17 protein-coding genes and 1 other annotated feature are annotated in these 19,379 nt (G+C 36.2%); of the genes, 12 read left to right on the plus strand and 5 right to left on the minus strand.

The genetic code is table 11. The features are described 5' to 3' along the window. Positions 1–80 precede the first annotated feature (80 nt). Positions 81–328, plus strand: a binding site (T-box leader). Between the two features lie 58 nt (positions 329–386). From metG to JOC73_RS06265, 3 genes are all read left to right on the plus strand, one after another. Then, on the plus strand, positions 387–2,339 hold the full coding sequence (gene metG / locus JOC73_RS06255) for a methionine--tRNA ligase (RefSeq protein ID WP_204401260.1): 1,953 nt from the start codon (positions 387–389) through the stop codon (positions 2,337–2,339). 11 nt (positions 2,340–2,350) lie between these two features. Then, complete coding sequence (locus JOC73_RS06260) at positions 2,351–3,118, plus strand: TatD family hydrolase (RefSeq protein ID WP_204401262.1); 768 nt, start codon at positions 2,351–2,353, stop codon at positions 3,116–3,118. 184 nt (positions 3,119–3,302) lie between these two features. Further along, a complete protein-coding gene (locus tag JOC73_RS06265; protein ID WP_204401264.1) occupies positions 3,303–4,451 on the plus strand; it encodes an HD-GYP domain-containing protein in 1,149 nt (382 codons plus the stop codon). Between the two features lie 269 nt (positions 4,452–4,720). Here the strand turns inward: JOC73_RS06265 and JOC73_RS06270 are convergent, their stop codons facing one another. Next, positions 4,721–6,037 carry a stalk domain-containing protein gene (locus JOC73_RS06270; protein ID WP_204401266.1) on the minus strand — a complete coding sequence of 439 codons (1,317 nt, stop codon included), beginning with the start codon at positions 6,035–6,037 and terminating at the stop codon, positions 4,721–4,723. A gap of 411 nt (positions 6,038–6,448) precedes the next feature. Between JOC73_RS06270 and JOC73_RS06275 the strand changes: the two genes are divergently transcribed. From JOC73_RS06275 to JOC73_RS06295, 5 genes are all read left to right on the plus strand, one after another. Further along, entirely contained in the window at positions 6,449–7,492 is a 1,044-nt protein-coding gene (locus tag JOC73_RS06275) for a ubiquitin-like domain-containing protein (RefSeq protein WP_204401268.1), read from the plus strand. Positions 7,493–7,725: 233 nt separating this feature from the next. After that, positions 7,726–8,274, plus strand: coding sequence for a ribonuclease M5 (rnmV, locus tag JOC73_RS06280; protein WP_204401271.1), 549 nt, complete (start codon positions 7,726–7,728; stop codon positions 8,272–8,274). Beyond that, complete coding sequence (gene rsmA, locus JOC73_RS06285; RefSeq protein WP_204401273.1) at positions 8,271–9,134, plus strand: 16S rRNA (adenine(1518)-N(6)/adenine(1519)-N(6))-dimethyltransferase RsmA; 864 nt, start codon at positions 8,271–8,273, stop codon at positions 9,132–9,134. Before rnmV ends, rsmA begins: the two co-directional genes overlap by 4 nt. A gap of 281 nt (positions 9,135–9,415) precedes the next feature. Beyond that, positions 9,416–10,720 carry a hypothetical protein gene (locus JOC73_RS06290; protein WP_204401275.1) on the plus strand — a complete coding sequence of 435 codons (1,305 nt, stop codon included), beginning with the start codon at positions 9,416–9,418 and terminating at the stop codon, positions 10,718–10,720. A gap of 154 nt (positions 10,721–10,874) precedes the next feature. Continuing rightward, the gene (locus JOC73_RS06295; protein WP_204401277.1) at positions 10,875–11,912 is read left to right on the plus strand and encodes a sodium:calcium antiporter; all 1,038 of its coding nucleotides are present in this window, start codon (positions 10,875–10,877) and stop codon (positions 11,910–11,912) included. A 15-nt stretch (positions 11,913–11,927) separates the two neighbouring features. Here JOC73_RS06295 and JOC73_RS06300 read toward each other — a convergent pair whose 3' ends face one another. The 3 genes from JOC73_RS06300 to JOC73_RS06310 all read right to left on the minus strand — a co-directional run bounded on the left by JOC73_RS06300 (position 11,928) and on the right by JOC73_RS06310 (position 13,226). Next, complete coding sequence (locus JOC73_RS06300; RefSeq protein ID WP_204401279.1) at positions 11,928–12,374, minus strand: rhodanese-like domain-containing protein; 447 nt, start codon at positions 12,372–12,374, stop codon at positions 11,928–11,930. 79 nt (positions 12,375–12,453) lie between these two features. Next, positions 12,454–12,900 (minus strand): hypothetical protein, encoded by a 447-nt coding sequence (locus JOC73_RS06305; RefSeq protein WP_204401281.1) that lies wholly within the window; start codon positions 12,898–12,900, stop codon positions 12,454–12,456. Further along, positions 12,897–13,226 carry a YtrH family sporulation protein gene (locus JOC73_RS06310; RefSeq protein ID WP_204401283.1) on the minus strand — a complete coding sequence of 110 codons (330 nt, stop codon included), beginning with the start codon at positions 13,224–13,226 and terminating at the stop codon, positions 12,897–12,899. The genes JOC73_RS06305 and JOC73_RS06310 overlap by 4 nt, the downstream gene beginning before the upstream one ends. A 146-nt stretch (positions 13,227–13,372) precedes the next feature. Between JOC73_RS06310 and JOC73_RS06315 the strand changes: the two genes are divergently transcribed. Continuing rightward, positions 13,373–13,873: a hypothetical protein gene (locus JOC73_RS06315; RefSeq protein ID WP_204401285.1), complete on the plus strand. Its 501-nt coding sequence runs from the start codon at positions 13,373–13,375 to the stop codon at positions 13,871–13,873. Positions 13,874–13,912: 39 nt separating this feature from the next. Here JOC73_RS06315 and JOC73_RS06320 read toward each other — a convergent pair whose 3' ends face one another. Then, a complete protein-coding gene (locus JOC73_RS06320; RefSeq protein ID WP_204401287.1) occupies positions 13,913–14,371 on the minus strand; it encodes a DUF3189 family protein in 459 nt (152 codons plus the stop codon). Between the two features lie 412 nt (positions 14,372–14,783). Here JOC73_RS06320 and JOC73_RS06325 point away from each other — a divergent pair, with 412 nt between their 5' ends. The 3 genes from JOC73_RS06325 (at position 14,784) to JOC73_RS06335 (ending at position 19,349) form a co-directional block, all read left to right on the plus strand. After that, positions 14,784–16,334, plus strand: a complete 1,551-nt coding sequence (locus JOC73_RS06325; protein WP_204401289.1) for an AbgT family transporter — start codon at positions 14,784–14,786, stop codon at positions 16,332–16,334. Between the two features lie 177 nt (positions 16,335–16,511). Then, positions 16,512–17,627, plus strand: a complete 1,116-nt coding sequence (locus JOC73_RS06330; protein WP_204401291.1) for a M20/M25/M40 family metallo-hydrolase — start codon at positions 16,512–16,514, stop codon at positions 17,625–17,627. A 252-nt stretch (positions 17,628–17,879) separates the two neighbouring features. Continuing rightward, complete coding sequence (locus tag JOC73_RS06335; protein WP_204401293.1) at positions 17,880–19,349, plus strand: aminotransferase class I/II-fold pyridoxal phosphate-dependent enzyme; 1,470 nt, start codon at positions 17,880–17,882, stop codon at positions 19,347–19,349. The last annotated feature ends 30 nt before the right edge of the window (positions 19,350–19,379 follow it).

Consider the following 19,379-nt stretch of genomic DNA (forward strand, 5'->3'; position numbering starts at 1 on the left):
ACTAAGAAATGAAAATGCAAGCAACTAAAAACCTAGAAAACTAGAAATGAGATATTAATCTTGTAACTAAGTATATAATCTTAAGAGTAATGATGGGAAGAGTAAGTAAATGGAGATAGTGAAAAGAGAGCCGGGATAGGTGAAAGCCGGTACTGTTGAAATTTTCTGAAGATGGCCCCTGAACTTTATGGCTGAGGGTGGTTGCCTTAGGTCATAACGGAGTTGCTTCCGTTAATAAAGCAAAGTGAAGGAACTTCACTTACAGAGTTTATTGTTGGAAGACGATGATGAACTAGGGTGGTAACGCGAGCTAATCCTCGTCCCTATATTTAGGGGCGGGGTTTTTTGTTTTGTAAAATTGATATACAGGATAAGGAGGATGAAAAATGAGTAAAGAAAAGTATTATATTACAACCGCCATTGCCTACACATCTGGAAAGCCCCATATTGGGAATACATATGAGGTGATTCTAGCTGATGCAATAGCAAGATTTAAAAGACAACAGGGCTATGATGTGTTCTTTATGACAGGAACCGATGAGCATGGAGAGAAAATCGAAACCAAAGCCAGAGAAGCAGGAAAGACTCCAAAGGAATTCGTTGATGAAGTAGCAGGTGAAATTAAATCCATCTTCGACTTAATGAATACAAAGTACGACAAATTCATTAGAACCACAGATGAAGACCATGAAAAGCAGGTACAAAAGATATTTAAGAAATTATATGACCAAGGAGATATCTACAAGGGACACTATGAAGGAAAATATTGTACTCCATGTGAATCCTTCTGGACAGAATCCCAACTGGTGGATGGTAACTGTCCCGACTGTGGTAGACCAGTGGTGGAGGCTAAGGAAGAGGCATATTTCCTTAAATTAAGCAAATATCAAGATAGATTGATGAAGCATATTGAAGAAAATCCTGAGTTTATTCAGCCGGAGTCTAGAAAAAATGAAATGATTAATAACTTCCTAAAGCCAGGACTTCAAGACCTATGTGTATCCAGAACCTCCTTTAAATGGGGGATTCCAGTAACTTTTGATGAAAAGCATGTTATCTATGTATGGATCGATGCTTTATCCAACTATATTACGGGAATCGGCTATGATGTAGACGGAAACCATGGAGAAAAATATAACCACTATTGGCCAGCAGACCTCCACTTGATCGGTAAAGACATTCTGAGATTCCATACACTATATTGGCCAATCATATTAATGGCACTAGATATACCACTGCCAAAGCAAATTTTTGGTCATCCTTGGATGTTGCCTGGTGGAGATGGAAAAATGAGTAAATCAAAAGGAAATACCATCTATGCCGATGATTTAGCTCGCCACTTTGGAGTTGATGGAGTTAGATACTATTCCCTGCACGAAATGCCATTTGCACAAGATGGAACCATCACATGGGAACTGGTAATTGAGCGGGTTAATTCTGATTTAGTAAATGTATTGGGGAACCTTGTAAACAGAACCATTACAATGGTTAATAAATATTTTGATGGTGTGGTAGAAGCACCTATCCACAAGGATCCTTTAGATGATGAACTAATTAAGCTGGCATTAGAAACCCCTAAAAAGGTAGTGGCTAAAATGGATCAACTAAAGGTATCGGATGCCATTAGCGAAATCTTTACGCTACTGAGGAGAAGCAATAAATACATTGACGAAACAACCCCTTGGATATTGGGGAAAGACCCAGAGCAAAAAGATCGATTAGCTACTGTTTTATACAATCTATTGGAATCCATCAGAGTTTCGGCAGTATTGCTTCATCCATTCCTACCTCAAACGGCGGAGGAAATGTTAAAGCAACTTAATACCTCTGAAAATAGTTGGGAATCCCTTGCGGAGTTCAATGGAACAATAGTTGGAACAAAGCTAGAAAAGCCAGAAATTATTTTCAATCGGATTGATGCAGCTAAGAAATTAGAAGAAATTAAAGAAGAGCTAGAAAAGAACCAACCAAAAGAAGTGGAAGAAAAGAAGGTAAAGCCAGTGGCTCTAATAAAAGAAGAAATTACCATAGATGATTTTAGTAAGCTTGATTTAAGAGCAGTAAAGGTGATCAAGGCAGATAAGCATCCAAAGGCAGATAGGCTACTTGTTCTACAGGTACAATTGGGAGATGAAGTACGACAGGTGGTATCAGGCATCGCAGCCCATTATTCTCCAGATGATATGGTGGGGAAGACAGTAATCTTAGTGGCCAATTTAAAACCTGTTAAATTACGGGGTGTAGAATCGCAAGGGATGATTTTAGCTGCTTCAAATGATGAAAAACTAGTATTGGGAACCCTTGATGGGGACATGGACAGTGGAACCCCAATTAGTTAGGAGGAGTATAGATGTTATTTGATAGCCACGCACATCTAGATGATTCTAGATTTGATGTAGATCGAGAGTCGATTATAAAGTCGGCTAAAGAGGATGGTATCCTATATATTCTAAATGCTGGAGCGGATCTATCAACCTCTGTTAAAGCAGTTAACCTAGCGGAGAAGTATGAAATGATTTATGCAGCCGTTGGAATTCATCCCCATGATGTAAAGGATATTGATGAGGATACAATAGAGGTTTTGAAGGCTCTATCCAATAAAAAGAAGGTGGTTGCCATTGGAGAAATCGGATTAGATTATCATTATAATCATTCTCCAAAGGAAGACCAAAGAAAATGGTTTAAAAGACAGATTGAATTGGCTAGGGAAGTCAAACTACCAATGATTATTCATGATCGTGAAGCTAATCAAGAGTGTTTTGATATACTTAATCATTATAAGGCTGGTGATATTGGTTGTGTGATGCACTGCTATTCCGGCAGTGTAGAGCTGGCAAGGGAGTATATTAAGAGGGGGGTATATATCTCTCTGGCGGGTCCTTTGACTTTTAAAAATGCAAAGAAGACCCACGAAGTAGCTAAAGAAATACCTCTAGAGTGGCTCCTAGTTGAAACTGATAGTCCTTATTTAACACCTACCCCCTATCGTGGGAAAAGAAATGAACCTGCCTATGTACGATACGTAGCTGAGGCAATTGCTGATACAAAGGGAATTTCTTTTGAGGAAGTGGCGAGGAAGACAACTGAAAATGCCAAGAGATTGTTTGGGATTAAATAATTGAAGTTTTAAGTACAAAACAGCACCCTAGCATGTCTAATATACTGTGGGTTGCTGTTTTGTTTTACATTTTTACAAAAAAGATTATTTGACCTTCTTCTTAATATTGACTAAAAATTTAGTCTAATTATGCCGATAAGCATATAAAGACTATGGAGAAGCAAGCCAGAGGGAGTGAATATTAATGGATGACATTCTAAAAAGAGAGTATAAGGAAATTGCCATAGATGCACTGGTTCAGGGGATGAGATTATATGATGATGTTATCAATCAATTTGGAAATGTATTGATTCCTGCCAAGACTGAAATTGCAAATGTAGAAAAGATTAAAAACCTATTAGAGCACCATAATATAGCTAGAGTCAAAGTTGTTGTAAAAGAAGATGAAGTAGTTGAAGAACTAGACTATGACAAGATGGAAGAAAATGGCGACTATACGAAAATAGAAGAGAAACTCATTGAACTAAAAATACAGGAAGAAATAGCTTCCTTTAGGCAAAGATTTAAAGATACTCAAGACAGTGTTCAAAAAGGCTTTGAGATGATTCTAAAGGGTGGCAGTGTTAGCAAGGATGAGATTAAAAGCAATATTAATAAAACCTTAGAGAGTTTTCAAGGAAGTATAAATGTATTTCAGCTGTTGGAGAAAATGAAGGATTTAGATGATATCACCTATGCCCACAGTCAAAATGTTATGGTAATTAGTCATTCAATTGGAAAGTGGTTAGATTTGAAGGATGAATTAATACAGTCACTGGTGCTGAGTGCTATGCTAATTGATGTTGGAAAGATGAAGGTGTCCAGTGATATCCTCAACAAGAAGCAAAGGCTTACTGATGATGAGCTGCTGGAGTGCCATAATCATACGGTATATAGCTATGAAATGATTAAGAGCTATGATTTTATCAATAATGATATCAAACAAGCGGTGCTACTTCATCATGAAAGGATTGACGGTAGTGGTTATCCTTTAAGATTAAAGGGGGACAAAATACCACTATTGGCGAAGATTGTGGCAATTGCTGATGTGTACAACGCCCTTACTTCCCAGAGGCCCTATCGAAATAAAAAATCGCCTTTTGAAGCCATCAAAATTTTGGAGACTGAATACAGGGATAAGCTAGATCTGAAGATTATGTACGTATTCCTAAATAGGATAGGAAACTGCTTCATCGGGCAGAAAATAAAACTAAATGATGGAAGAATTGCTGAAATTGTGTATGTAGCAAAGCAAAACATCTATCGTCCTGTGGTGAAGCTTCAGGGGGAGGGGGAGCTGATTGATTTAAATATTCCTCAAAATGCCCAAATAGAAATTGTTGATTTTATATAAAAAAAGATAGCCCAGTGATGTGATTGCTGGGCTATTTATGTGGGACAGTCTATCTGTTTCTATGAATTAAGCCTGTTGTTAATGATGTTCTAACAATAAGGACAAAGATTAAAAAGCTAATCCTTTACAAAGCTTTAACTTTATTAATATAACTCAAGTAGATACGTAGGGTACTACTACCAGAGGGTTATTTAGAAATTAGATGGGAAAACGTTAATAATTTATAAACAAGGAGACCTAGCAACTAAATAACTAGGTCTGTTTTGATATTAAGGTGTATAAAAATTTTGTGTAAAATAGTTATTGAATCGAGAAGATCCAGTACCAAACCAAACTCCTACCCCAAGTCTACGATAATTACCTACAATGGCTTCCCGATGACCAGTGAAGGAATTCATCCAGCCTTCATGGGCAAAAATAGCATTCTGTTGACCTGCAGCAATATTTTCCCCTGCTGAACGATAGGTGATTCCCTCTTGTTTCATACGATCAAAGGGACTTTCATCTTTTAAACTTACGTGATTAAAGTAATTGCTTTCTGCCATATCTCTGCTATGTTTTTCAGAACTTAAGGAAGCAAGGTCACACCATTCAAAAGGAGACAATCCTTCCCTTACTCGAAGGGCATTGGCAAGGTCAAACACCTGTCTTGAGTAGGCTTTCCTAAGCTCTGCAGAAGTATTTAAAGGACGGTGATATTCCTCTTCCACACTTTTATCAATGATTTGCAGGGCCGACACTTGACTATTTTTGTGAAGATCATAAAAAACAGTTAGATAAGCATTACTTAATTGGTAGACTTGATATTCTTCACCATTTTTAAAAGTGGGATAAAGATAATAGACATTTCCCTTTAAAATACGGTCTAGGGGTTTTCTATTTAACGAAGATATTAAAGTAGACTTGCTGGAGGCTACATTAATATTAGTTTCATTCTCCCATATGGGGTGATTACTATAGATGGCAACAACCTTATTATTCTTTATTCCCAATTGTAGATAATCCTTATAATGATTATGGTATATATGCCATTTAAAGCTATACTCACTGGGGTCTATACGTTTAGGGCTTCCTAAGATTTTCGTGACTGTCTCAAGGCTTGAGCCTAGGGAGATTCCTTTAATGGAGAAGGTGAGACTGGATTTTGATTCCTCTTCAGATATAAAAATAGATTTATTTTTTTGATCCCAGTGGACATTTGCCCCTAAATTCTCTGAAAGGAATCGGATAGGGACAAAGGTACGGCCATCAATAATTTTTGCCGGTACATCCAGTGTAACACTGGTGTTGTTTTTGTAGGCGGTGGAGCTATTAATTGGGATGATGATAATTGAATTATCCTTAATGGCAGTAACTTTTCTAGAAAGACTATCCCAAGAAACCTCAGCTCCCAAACTTCTGAGGACGGATCCGATGGGGACAAGTACGCGATTGCCAATAAGCTGGGGTGGCACATCAAAGGTGAGCTCCTCTTGATTATTAAAAATTTTTATCTCGGGAATCCATCCATTTCCATAGGCAACTGTGATGATTGAGTAGACTAATAATATAGAAAGGGTAATCGATAGTGTTTTTTTTAGCTTCATGACATTCCTCCTATTGTATAGTTGTATTTTATTTGATGATAGCATTTAATAAAGGCTATTCCAACAGTTTTAAAACAATGTAATTAAAAAATAATATATACATTTTATGACAGTAATTATTATATTTCCCGGGAAATTGACAATGGGAAATTATACTTACAATCCAGGGGAATAATGAATATATTTTCTAATATGTGTAAATAATCATAAGGTCAACCGATGAAAATGCCAATTAATACTAAAAAGGTTGACAAATTTTCAAAATAGGATAAAATAATAAAAATGAAGCAAAATTCCAACTAGGCTCAAGCTCAAAAATGTTTATTAGAAAAAATTAGCTCTAATAAATGAAAAGTCTTTTAACGAAATCAGGTTGTTAGATTAGTTATTAGGAGAACAGGAGGAAATAAAATGAAAAGTGACCTCAGCAATAAAAGATTTTTTGATAAAAAAATCTTAGTTGCTACGATTACCCTACTGGCGTTAGTAATAGCAGTAGGAGTAACCTTTATGTCATTACAAAAGACCATCGTAATTGCATATGATGGCCAAGAAATTGAAGTTAAGACGTTTTCAAATACAGTTGAATCTATACTAAGAAAACAAGGAATTGAAATTGCAGCAGAGGATAAAATTATTCCTCAATTACAGGACCCAATCACTGATGGTGAACGAATCACGATCCATAGAGCCTTTGAAATACAACTGGTGGATGGTGGAGAAGAAAAGGTGATTAAAACGGCAGAGGCTACTGTTGGAGAGCTTCTGAAATCACTAAACATCGAAGTGAAGAGTTTAGATCAAGTTGAGCCTGCTCTAGACACTCCTTTAAAAAAGGGTGAATTGGTATTAATCACAAGGGTAGAGGAGGAGTTCCTAGTAGAGGAACAAGAGATTCCTTATCAATCCATTACCAAGTACAATGATGATCTTGAACAAGGTAAAACTAAGGTAGTTCAAGAGGGGAAAAGAGGCTTGAAGGAGGTTAAGCTAAGGTTAACCTATGAAGATGGTATTGAGGTATCTAGGGAAGTAGTTGAAGAGAAGGTACATGAACAAGCTGTGGATGAAGTGATTGAAAAAGGAACAATGAAATACTTAGTTACCTCCAGAGGGGAAGTAGCCCGTTACAAGAAAGTAATTACAATGCAGGCATCTGCATATGATGCTGGATTTGAAAGTACTGGTAAAAGACCTGGAGATCCTTACTATGGAATCACTAGAAGTGGGACTAAGGTAAGACCGGGGGTAGTGGCGGTAGACCCGAAGGTTATTCCTTTAGGCACAAAGCTGTATGTGGAGTCTTTAGATGGTACTAAAAGCTATGGATATGCCAGCGCTGAGGATACCGGGGGCGCAATTAAGGGAAATCGAATTGACCTATATTTTGAAAGTCGTAGCGATGCCCTACGCTATGGAAGAAGGAACGTAAGAGTATATGTACTAGACAATTAATAAATATTTGGTCCAGCAGCCTAACGTATCTTTATATACGTTGTGTTGGCTGGACTTTTTCATGTCCATAATCAATCAGTGGTATTTGTTGTTATTAATAAAGGTAAAACATGGTATACTATAAAGGAACTAGTCAATCCACTTATGGCTTAATAGGAGTTCCTTCCGATATACCTTATACTCAAATAATAACTATAGAATGATTTATAAAGCAAGATACATAAGGAGGTCCAATGATTAAGGAAATAATAGTAGTTGAAGGAAAAGACGATGTAGCGGCCATTAGAAAGGCTGTCGATGCAGAAATGATTACTACAGGAGGATTTGCTTTACCTCCATCAGTTATAAAAAGGATCGAAACGGCAGCTAAAAAAAGAGGGGTTATTATCTTTACGGACCCAGACTTTGCAGGAGATAAAATAAGAAAGACCATTGCAGCTCAAGTTGCTGGTTGTAAACATGCCTTCCTACCAAAGGAACAGGCCACAAAAAACGGAGATATCGGTATTGAGAATGCTTCTCCCGAGAGTATACGGGCTGCATTAGAAAAAGTTAGATGTGAATCGGTAGACAGAAGAACAGAGTTTACCCAAAGGGATTTAGTGATTAACGGATTAATAGGAGATGCGGGGGCTTCAGAGGCTAGAGACCAACTGGGAAAAATCCTTGGAATTGGTTATGGCAATGCAAAGCAACTACTAAATCGTCTAAATAATTATGGAGTAACAAGGGAAGAATTCGAAGAAGCGATAAAAACTTTAAAAAGTAGGGATGTTGAATGAATAAAATAGCTACACCAAAAAACACGAAAGAAATGGTATCAAAATATGGTTTTCATTTTTCAAAGAGTTTAGGACAAAACTTTTTAGTTGACTACAATATAATTGAGAAGATTATAAGAGGTGCAGGGATTACTAAAGATACTAATGTGATTGAAGTAGGCCCTGGAGCAGGGAGTTTGACTCAAGGATTGTCGGAGGCTGCAAAAAAAGTAGTGGCGGTTGAAATTGATAAAAAGCTGATTCCTATATTAGAGGATACACTTCAGGGTTATGAAAATATTAAGGTTATTAATGAAGATATCTTAAAATTGGATTTGCATCAGTTATTAAAAGATGAATTCGACGGAGGAGATATCAAGGTAATAGGTAATTTACCCTATTACATTACAACCCCCATCATTATGAAGTTTTTAGAGGAAAAGGTGCCAGTAGAATCAATAATTATAATGATTCAAAAGGAAGTGGCAGATCGTATGAATGCCAAGCCAGGAAATAAAGACTACGGAGCCTTGTCGGTGGCAGTTCAATATTACTGTACAACTGAGATCATTACGATAGTACCTCCAACGGTATTTATACCTCAACCTAAGGTGGATTCCAGCGTTATTAAATTAAATGTTTTAAAGGAACCAAAGGTAAAAGTAGAACGGGAAGATATCTTCTTTAAGGTGGTCAAGGATGCCTTTGGGAAGCGTAGAAAAACCCTGCTAAATGCCTTAAGCAGTGGGGATCTACAGTTCAACAAGGATATGGTGAGGGAAGTGCTTAAAGAAAGCAATGTTGATGAAAAGAGAAGAGGAGAAACTCTTTCTCTCGATGAATTTGCCAGTATAGCAAATGGTTTTGTAAGACGAATATAGTACTATTTAACAGGGTCTTTCTCCTTATGGGGAGGCCCTTTTTTTGTAGGAAAGTTCTACATTAAATAAATGTAAAAGAGAACTTTTTCGTAAATGAGTTTCAACATAAGTCATCATTTAAACCTCCTAAAGGAAGACTTTGTTCTAGAAGTTTAACAATTATTTTATAGGTTACTCCAAGCAATGGAAAACAATCTGTAAACAATTTGAGACTTAATACATATAATTATACAGAAGCATTTTTTCTGGAGATAGATCATGATTAAGTTAGGGGGGAAAACATGAAAAGACGATACAGGAGATATTTTATTATAATGGAAAATGAAGACAACGGATTTGAAGTATCCAATAATCAGAAACCAAAGGGTCATGCGAAGGTGGAAGTAAGTAATGACAAAGGGAAAATGGTATTACATTGTCAAAATCTAAAGGATTTATCTGAAAAGCGCATGAGATATCGTTGGTATTTAGTAAATACCAATAAAGAAGAACCTACTGTCATAGATATCGGCCCTATGGAGGTGGATGAGAACGGTAAAGGAGAAATTACATGGGAGTTTAATGGTGAAAATGTCAAAGCCACCAAGGAGGCTATTGATGATTTTAACCTATTAACTATGTTGGTAGAATCCATAGGCGATAATAAAACAATCGTAGCACCATTAGTGGGTTACATAGACAAAGAGAAGTTTGATTGGAGAGAGATTCTAGCACAAAGATTCTTTGGTGACACAACCTCCAATAGCTTTTCCAAAAAGCCTAAGCTAGAAAAGAGTCAGCCGATACCAAAGCCAATACCTGACATAATTCCTAAAAAGGAACAAAATCCTCCATCAAACCTACAGCCAAAGGTGGAAAAACCAGTTAGAGAAGAAAATAAGCCAAAAGAAGAAAATAAAATAGTAGAAAAACCAATGATTAAAGAAGAAACAATTGTAAAAGAAAAAACAACTGTTAAAGAAACACCAATTGTTAAAGAAACACAACAAGTAAGAGACCCTCAAACAGTAAATGAGACATCTAAACCAGTACAAGAAAATCAACCTTTTATAAGACCACAAGCAGCTAAAGAGCCAAAGCACCAAAGGGCTATGGAAAATCCCTATGGCGCCCAAAGTGTATTGAAGTCTCTACAAGGATATATTGAAACTACTGTAAAGATGTTCCCAAAGGTTAATCCTTTTGAGGAGCCTATTGAGAACTATCAATGGTGGCATATTTATTACAATCAGCAGACAATGTATCGAGCCCACATGCCATTCATAGGTTATATTGATGGAGCTAAATACCCAACCCAGTATTATCCCTATCAATATCCGACAGACTGTCAACGACAAGTCTATCAATATCAACATTACTTATTTGGTATTGTATATGATGCAAATAAGGAAGTTAAATATTATGTTTATGGTATACCAGGTAGAAAAACTAAGTCTGAACAGCCTTATGGCGGTAAAACGGGCTTCGATTATTGGAAATCCTGTAGAAGAGGTCATGTAGATGATAGAACTCAAGGGTACTGGCTACTGCACATTGATCCAACAACAGGCGGGGTCGCGAAACCCTTTAAATCAACAACAATCTAGTGACTATATATAGGATAAGGGAGGGCCTTTTAAAAAAGGCTCTCTTTCTATGAAAAGATGATTACACAACTCAAAAGAAATTAAAGTCCTAAGCTATAAATATCACCATGTTAGCAAAAGATAATAGGTGAAAAAACATAAAGGGGATGATCTAATGATTGAAACTTATCTATTGTTTTTATTGAGTGCATTTGTTGTAATCATGGCTGGGACGAAGTTGTCTAAGTATGGGGACATCATTGCTGAGGCAACTCCTTTGGGTCATTCAATAGTAGGAGGTATATTGATAGCAGCTGCTACATCTCTTCCTGAGCTTGTAACCAGTGTATCATCAGCTTTGATGGATGCACCTGATATTGCTATTGGAAACGTTTATGGGAGCAATATATTTAATTTAATGATATTAGCTTTAGTAGACATATTTCATCAACAGGGGAGATTTTTAGTACATGTAAAATCAAATCATATATTGGCAGCCATGTTTGGTATTTTGTTATCTGCAGTCGGTGCCATCGGGCTTTTAGTAGCCCAAGTCTCGGGAATAGACAAAGTAATCGGATGGATTAGTGTCACAAGTATTATTATTTTTACAATATATGTTTTTGCCTCCATCATCATTGTAAGATATGAAAATAAAAGCCAAAGGGAGTTAAAAGAAGAAGTAAAGGAGGAGTTGTATATAAAGGGAATGATATCAGAAAAACAGGTTAAAAAAGGGAACGTTAGTCTAAGAAGAGCCATTGTGGGTTTTATACTAGCCTCTTTAGTTATTATTTGGGCAGGAATAAATTTGACTAAAACAGGTGACCAGATTGCTATAGACACAGGACTGGGCCAAACCTTTGTTGGGACCTTACTAATTGCTGCCACTACATCATTGCCAGAATTAGTAGCTTCTATGTTTGCCATAAAAATAGGAGCCTATGATATGGCAGTAGGCAGTGTGTTGGGTAGCAACATATTCAATATGTTAATCATTACCGCAACTGATGCAGTCTACTTCAAAGGCTCCATTTTCAGTGTTATTGAAATAAATCATGCCATTACTGCTATGGCAGGAATCCTACTGAGCTCTATGGCTGTTATTGGACTCTTCTATCGCTCGAAACGTACAATCTTATCAATAGGCTGGGATTCGGTATTTATCTTAACCTTTTACTTAGGAACGGTTTATTTGCTATACATTTCTTAAAGGCTTAATGATTATTTAATGAACTTTTTTAATTTCATAGGGCCATTTTTGGTAACCACCGATAAGGGCAAAGACCCTTGGAAATCCAGACTCTGCCATGAGTTTAGATGCTTTTAAACTCTCTTTACCATTATCACAGTAGATTAAGTAAGTATCATCAGGACTAAGGGTTGCCATTTGAGCCTTTAAATCCTTGTAAGGAACAAACTGTGCGTTACTTATGTGTCCTTGGTTGTAATCCTGCTGAGATCGAACATCAAGAATGACAATTTGGGGGTTATTTTGTATAAATATATTGGCCTCTTCAGGGAGAAGTTTTTGATAGTTATACTTGAGCTGACTATTACTGCTGACGGGACGTTCCTCAGATAATTGACCTAAAATAATTAAACCAATAATTAGAGCAATCACTACGCCAATGGTTATATACAAATCCCTTTTTCTAAAAACAAAGATACGCATTATTTCACCCCTCTATACTTTTTTATTAGCTTGATATAATATATGGGTTAAAAATAAGCTTTATTACGGTATTGATGAATTACTCCAATAATTTGGCTGAGACTGATACTGAAATTTTTTGACTGATAATAATATAATCCACCAACAACTTAAAATGCTTATCTTCTATACCTATGATTCGTTGTTGAAGTATTTTGTGAATCATGACACCATCGATTGAGTCTAAATCACGACCAACTAAATCGGACAAGTAAAATTGTATGTTTTTTTTAATTTCATCTTTTACCAGCGGATTACCATTATAATTTACAAGGATATCTAAGTCTTTTACGATAATTAGACTTTGCTTCTTAATATTTTCATTCAATCTTTCTAGTTTAATTTCCTTATCCAAAAGTTCGGTGGTCAATTGACTCTGGATACCATAGAGACGGTCAAGGGTTTGCATTTGATAGAGGGCCATGATTGCCAAGCCAAGGAATAATCCTAGAGTAAAGACTGATAATAATTGGGGCCATTTTTTCATAGCTTATTGACGCCTCCTAAATAGTAGATAATGCGATAGCCCATCTGGGCCCCTGATAAAGCACTTAAAATATAAAATACTTGTTTTAAAAGCCCCCTAATATCACCGTTAAAGACCCCCACCTCTAATATTTTAAAAGAAGGAAGGGTTCCCCCCAGTGCCACTATTACTGCCCAGAGTTTAATCTTATCACACAAATCCAGCATTGATTTTAGAGGTGGATGGCCACTAAAGGTTGCTGCGATTCCTCCAAAAACACATCCCCCAAGAATAACCCCCAAAGATATGAAGAAGTTATATAGTAGATTTTGCAAAAAAGTGATCATATTCCCCCACCTTCCTTTTGATAATAGTAATGAAGATTTCCATTATAGAATAATATGGCAAAAATTTAAAATAAATGAATAAAAGATAGTTGCATAAATTCATTTAAAACATAGGATATAAGAAAATGAAGGGAGGAGGGAAAATAATGAAACATTATCCATATTATAACCCAAGTCACTATCCATGTCCTTATCCGTATCAAGGGGGCCAAGGAATGTATGGAGTGCCAAACATGTATCTAGATATGTACGAAGATCGTCGAAGATTGATGGATATGTATCCAGCCTGCTATAGAAGAATATATCCTCAAGTACAAGAGATGTGTAGACATATGGACGTACCTACCAATCCAAGAATGTATCCTTATGTTGACCCTACAATGTTAGAAGAAATGATCAATCAAGTTTATGCAATGGAGATGGGGGAAGCAACTAGTCAGCAAAGAGGATTTTTGAGGGATATTATTACAATTCTATTCATAAGAGAGCTATTAGGCCGTAGAAGAAGATATTATAATGACTATCAATATCCTGGTGTTGGATATCCTGATACTCCAGGATTTCCAGGAGGAGGCTTTCCAGGAGGAGGCTTTCCAGGAGTAGGTAACCCAGGAATAGGTAACCCTGGAATAGGCCCCTTTATTTAAAATTTTAACCACAAAAAAGCTAGACCATTTGGTCTAGCTTTACTTTTTCTTCGAAAATATTTTAGCTGTACTAACAATTTTATGGAATTTATCTTTTTCCTTCATGATTCCCTTAAATAATAAATAGATAGCTGTAGAAGGTAGGAGATTATATTTGTACAGGAACATACCTAGATATATAGATATATTATCTACGGAGGTGGTATCGGCTAAGTAAAGCTTTTGGTTGGGTACTTGAAGAATATCAAAGACTGATTGTAGGGCTGGCAATAGAATTGTTTCAGAATTTGCAACGTTTAATACAAAAACTTTATTGTCCTCTTGATCATTACCAACATATAAAAGTCTTCCCAATGCCTCTTGGTTTTTACTAAAAAATTGGTGAAGGTTTTTTGAGTACTCCTTCTGTGGAGCTTCCACTGAAAAATTGGCTAAATGAATAGCAGCAGCCACAGAAACCACTATGGAGTTATTGACACCATAATAGACAATATACATAAGACTCCTCCTAAAGTCATTCTAAGATGTATCTTGTGTATTTTACTAAAAAAATATGTGTATCTTTCAAATATAAGCCTTAAACGTATAAAATATTTATTATATAATAAATATATTTAAAAGTAAATATATTTAAAATTTACAAATATTCAATGTGTCAATCTGTTAATAAATCAAAATCGACAATTTTCGGCATTTTACAATCTTGGAATGTCAATAAAGATTGGAAAACACACAAAATTCTGTTAATTTACACTTTTGAATATATTGCAAGCTAGTAAAAAATATTACGAAAATTTAACATATTACATAAGCTTATTTTATTGATTTTGGTGACAATTCGTAATATACTTGTTCAAGACTAATAATTTTTTTCAAAACGTTTTCATAAAATTTTAAGGAGGGTGAAACAATGGGTGTAAACACATCTACGAAGAAAAAAGGACTTTTTAATAAGTTCCTTGACGTGATTGAAGTAGTTGGTAATAAACTACCAGATCCCGTAACGCTATTTGCAATTTTTGGTTTATTAGTAATCGTTATTTCTCATTTTGCTGCAAAAGCTGGAGTTATGGTTGAGTTCGAGTCAATCAACCGTGCTACTGGTGCTTTAGAACCACAAAGAGTTGAGGCTGTAAGCTTACTTACAAAAGCCGGTATTCGAAGAATTTTCTCAGAAGCAGTAACTAACTTCACAGGCTTCCCGCCATTAGGAACAGTATTAGTTGCTATGCTTGGAGTAGGGGTTGCTGAAGGAACAGGATTAATCGGAGCAGCACTTAGAAAGTTAGTTTTAAGTACACCAAAAAGATTAATTACAGCTGTAGTTGTATTTGCAGGTATTATGTCTAATATAGCTTCTGACGCTGGCTATGTAGTTTTAGTTCCATTAGGAGCATTAGTATTCATAAGCTTTAAGCGTCATCCATTAGCAGGTCTTGCAGCAGCATTTGCTGGGGTATCTGGTGGATTCAGTGCAAACTTATTATTTGGTACAATCGATACATTATTAGGTGGTATCAGTGGAGCGGCAGCATCAATGATTCAACCAGGATACGAAGTTGGTATCACTGCTAACTGGTACTTCATGCTTGTATCAACTTTCGTAATCACTGCTGTAGGTACTTTTGTTACTGAAAGAATTGTAGAGCCAAGACTTGGCGAATACAAAGGTGAATCTAATGTGGAAATCGAAGAAATCAGTGCTAAAGAATCTAAAGGTTTAATGTGGGCTGGTATTTCTTTATTAGCATACATTGGAATCTTATTAGCTTTAACTTTACCAGAAAATGCAATTCTTAGAAGTGATGCAGGCAAATTATTATCTGGATCTGCTTTCATGGCTGGAATGGTGCCAATTATTGCTGCATTCTTCTTAATTCCAGGAATCGCTTATGGTATCGCTGCAGGAACTGTAAAAAGTGACAAGGATATTGCAAAGCATATGGGTAAAGCTATGTCATCTATGGGTGGATACCTTGTATTAGCATTTGTGGCATCTCAGTTTATTGCTTACTTCTCTTGGACTAACTTAGGTACAATCTTAGCTGTTAACGGTGCGGACTTCCTTAAGGCAATCAACTTAACGGGTGCTCCATTACTGATTGGATTTATCTTAGTTTCTGGATTCATTAACCTATTCATTGGTAGTGCTTCTGCGAAATGGGCAATCATGGCTCCGGTTTTCGTACCAATGTTCATGCAACTTGGATACTCACCAGAGTTTACGCAATTAGCCTACAGAATTGGTGATTCAACTACAAATATTATTTCACCATTAATGTCTTACTTTGCAATCGTTATTGCATTTGCTCAAAAATATGATAAGAAGACAGGTATCGGTACACTAATTGCTACGATGCTACCATACTCAATGTTGTTCTTACTTTTCTGGACATTATTATTCTTAGTATGGTTCACATTCAGAATACCACTAGGACCAGATGCATTTATCAGATTATAAAATCACTATTTAATTTTAATACAACGAAGGTACCGTATACCGGTACCTTTTTTTTCAAGAAATATATAAAATATACAGGAAAGTGTTTTGACTTTATGGTTATAATAATTTAGAATATGGGTAAACAATAAAACATAGGTTTTACAGAAAGCTTTGATACATAAGGAGGAATAGTAAATGGTTAATCGCGACAGAGTTGTTAATGAATTTTTAGAATTAATCCAAATTGATAGTTATTCAGGTAAGGAAGCTGAAGTAGCAAGTGTTCTTGTTAAAAAGCTAGAAGAATTAGGATTAGAAGTAAAAAGAGACCAGGCTGGTGAAAAAGCTGGTGGAGAAACCGGTAATATCATTGCTAAATTAAAGGGTACAAAAAATGGCCCAACAATTCTTTTCAGTAGCCATATGGATACTGTTAAGCCAGGACTTGGAATCAAGCCCGTTATTAAAGACGAGGTAATCTATAGTGATGGAACAACTATTCTAGGCAGTGATGATAAAGCTGGTATTGCAGCTATATTAGAAGGAATTAAATTAATAAAAGAAAATAATATAGAGCATTCAGATGTTGAGATTGCCTTCAGTATATGGGAAGAAGGAGGTCTTTTCGGTTCTAAATATATGGATTATAGCTTAATTAATGCGAAAATGGCATTTGTTTTAGACAGTGGTGGATCCCCAGGAGAAATCATTGTACAAGGACCAGCTCAAGATAAGGTTAATGCTAAAATTATTGGTAGACCTGCCCATGCAGGAGTTGCACCAGAAGAAGGCATCAGTGCCATTCAAATAGCTGCAAGAGCCATTGACCAAATGAACTTATTGAGAATCGACTCAGAAACAACTGCCAATGTAGGTGTAATTACTGGTGGAGAAGCAACAAATATTGTTACGCCAGAAGTATTCATAAAAGCAGAAGCTAGAAGTACAAATGAAGAAAAATTAGATAAGCAAACAGCCCACATGGTGGAGACTTTAAAGAAGGCTACGGCTGACTTTGGAGGACAAATCGAATTAGATGTCGAAAGAATGTATCCTCCCTTCAATATTGATGTAAATGAACCAATTGTGCAAAAGACTCAAGAGATTTTTAGTAGAATGGGTATTGAAGCATATACAAAATCCACAGGTGGCGGTAGTGATACAAATATCTTCAACGGTAATGGCATTAAAGCCATCAATTTAGGTATAGGAATGAAGAAACCCCATACATTAGAAGAGCATATTTCAGTTAAAGATCTAGTAAATAGTGCTCAGATGGTATTTGAGTTAGTTAAAATATTTGGTGAATAAGAATTAGTAGGTAGTCCATATAAATATACAAGCTAAAACAGCATTCGAAATAGGGTGCTGTTTTTTTATTAAAGGTAAAAAGTAAACTTTTTAAGAAAACTATTGCATTTTTATACAAAATGTTTTTTAATAGATTAGATGTATTTTTTTTAATCATATTGCGATAAACAGTAGATAATAAGGGTAGCAATAGGACTAATAATCACTTAAAGTCTTGTTAATACTTATAATAAATGAAAGGGGTGGATATTTGTGTCCTATCTAAATCAAAATCAAACACCTTTATTTTCGGCGCTAAAGGATTATCACCAAAGAAATGTCATACCATTTGATGTGCCAGGTCATAAACATGGAAAGGGACTGATGGAATTTACAGAGTATGTTGGTAGTACAATTATGGAGCTGGATGTAAACTCAATGAAATGTTTAGACAATATTTGCAACCCAATAGGGGTTATTAAAGAAGCTGAGGAACTAGCAGCTTATGCTTTTGGGGCTGACCATGGATATTTCCTTGTAAATGGAACTACTTCTGGTGTACAAGCCATGATTATGAGTGCTTGCCAACCCGGAGATAAGATTATACTACCTAGAAATGCCCATAAGTCTGCTATAGCAGGTATTATATTAAGTGGCGCAGTGCCAATCTATATTCAACCTGAAGTTAATGAGGAATTAGGAATTGCTATGGGGGTTACACTGGAAAGTGTAGAATCCACCATAGGAAGGCACCCTGATGCAAAGGCGGTATTCTTAATCAATCCTACCTATTATGGAGCTGTATCCAACATTAAGGATATTGTAAAGGTAGCCCATAGAAATGCCATGGCTGTGTTGGTGGATGAAGCCCATGGAGCCCATATGGGATTCCATGATGAATTCCCCATGAGTGCAATGGAGCTGGGGGCAGATATGAGTGCAGTCAGTCTACATAAAACAGGTGGTTCATTAAGTCAAAGTTCATTGCTTTTATTACGAGAAGGAATTATTGACCCCTTTACAGTTAAGAAAAACTTAAATCTTATGCAGACCACAAGTGGTTCATATTTATTGATGGCTAGTTTGGATGTGGCTAGAAAACAATTAGTAATAGATGGAAAAGAAATGTTGGATAGGGTGCTTAGACTCTCTAGAGGTGCTAGGGATCGTATTAATGAAATCGATGGTCTTTACTCCTTTGGTACAGAGCTGATTGGTGCACCAGGGGTATATCACTTTGATGAATCGAAGCTAGGAGTACATGTTCGTAAGCTAGGACTTACAGGGTTTGAAGTCTATGACCTATTGAGGGACGAGTATAATATTCAGGTGGAAATGTCTGATTACTATAACATTATGGCCATCATCAGCTTAGGAGACACAGAGGAGTCTCTAAATGCCCTGGTGGATGCTTTAGCTGATATAGCTATGAAGCATAGACGAGAAGAAGAAATTAAAGTTATTAATAATGTTCTAAAAAATCCTGATGTAATCATTTCCCCTAGGGATGCCTACTATAGCAATAAAAGGGTTATTAAATTAGAGGATGCAGAAGGTGAAATCAGCGGAGAGTCAATCATGGCATATCCCCCAGGTATTCCAGTTGTTTCACCAGGGGAAAGAATTACAAAGGAAATGATCGAACATATTCAAATGCTTAAAGAAGAAGAAACCCTTGTCCAGGGAACTGAAGACCCTTATATTAATTACGTTAGGGTGCTGGGGCTAGGAATGAAAAGATAACTAAAATATATCTAAAAGAAGATAAATAAC

Source organism: Alkaliphilus hydrothermalis (assembly GCF_016908555.1).
In the GTDB taxonomy this organism is placed as follows: domain Bacteria; phylum Bacillota; class Clostridia; order Peptostreptococcales; family Natronincolaceae; genus Alkaliphilus; species Alkaliphilus hydrothermalis.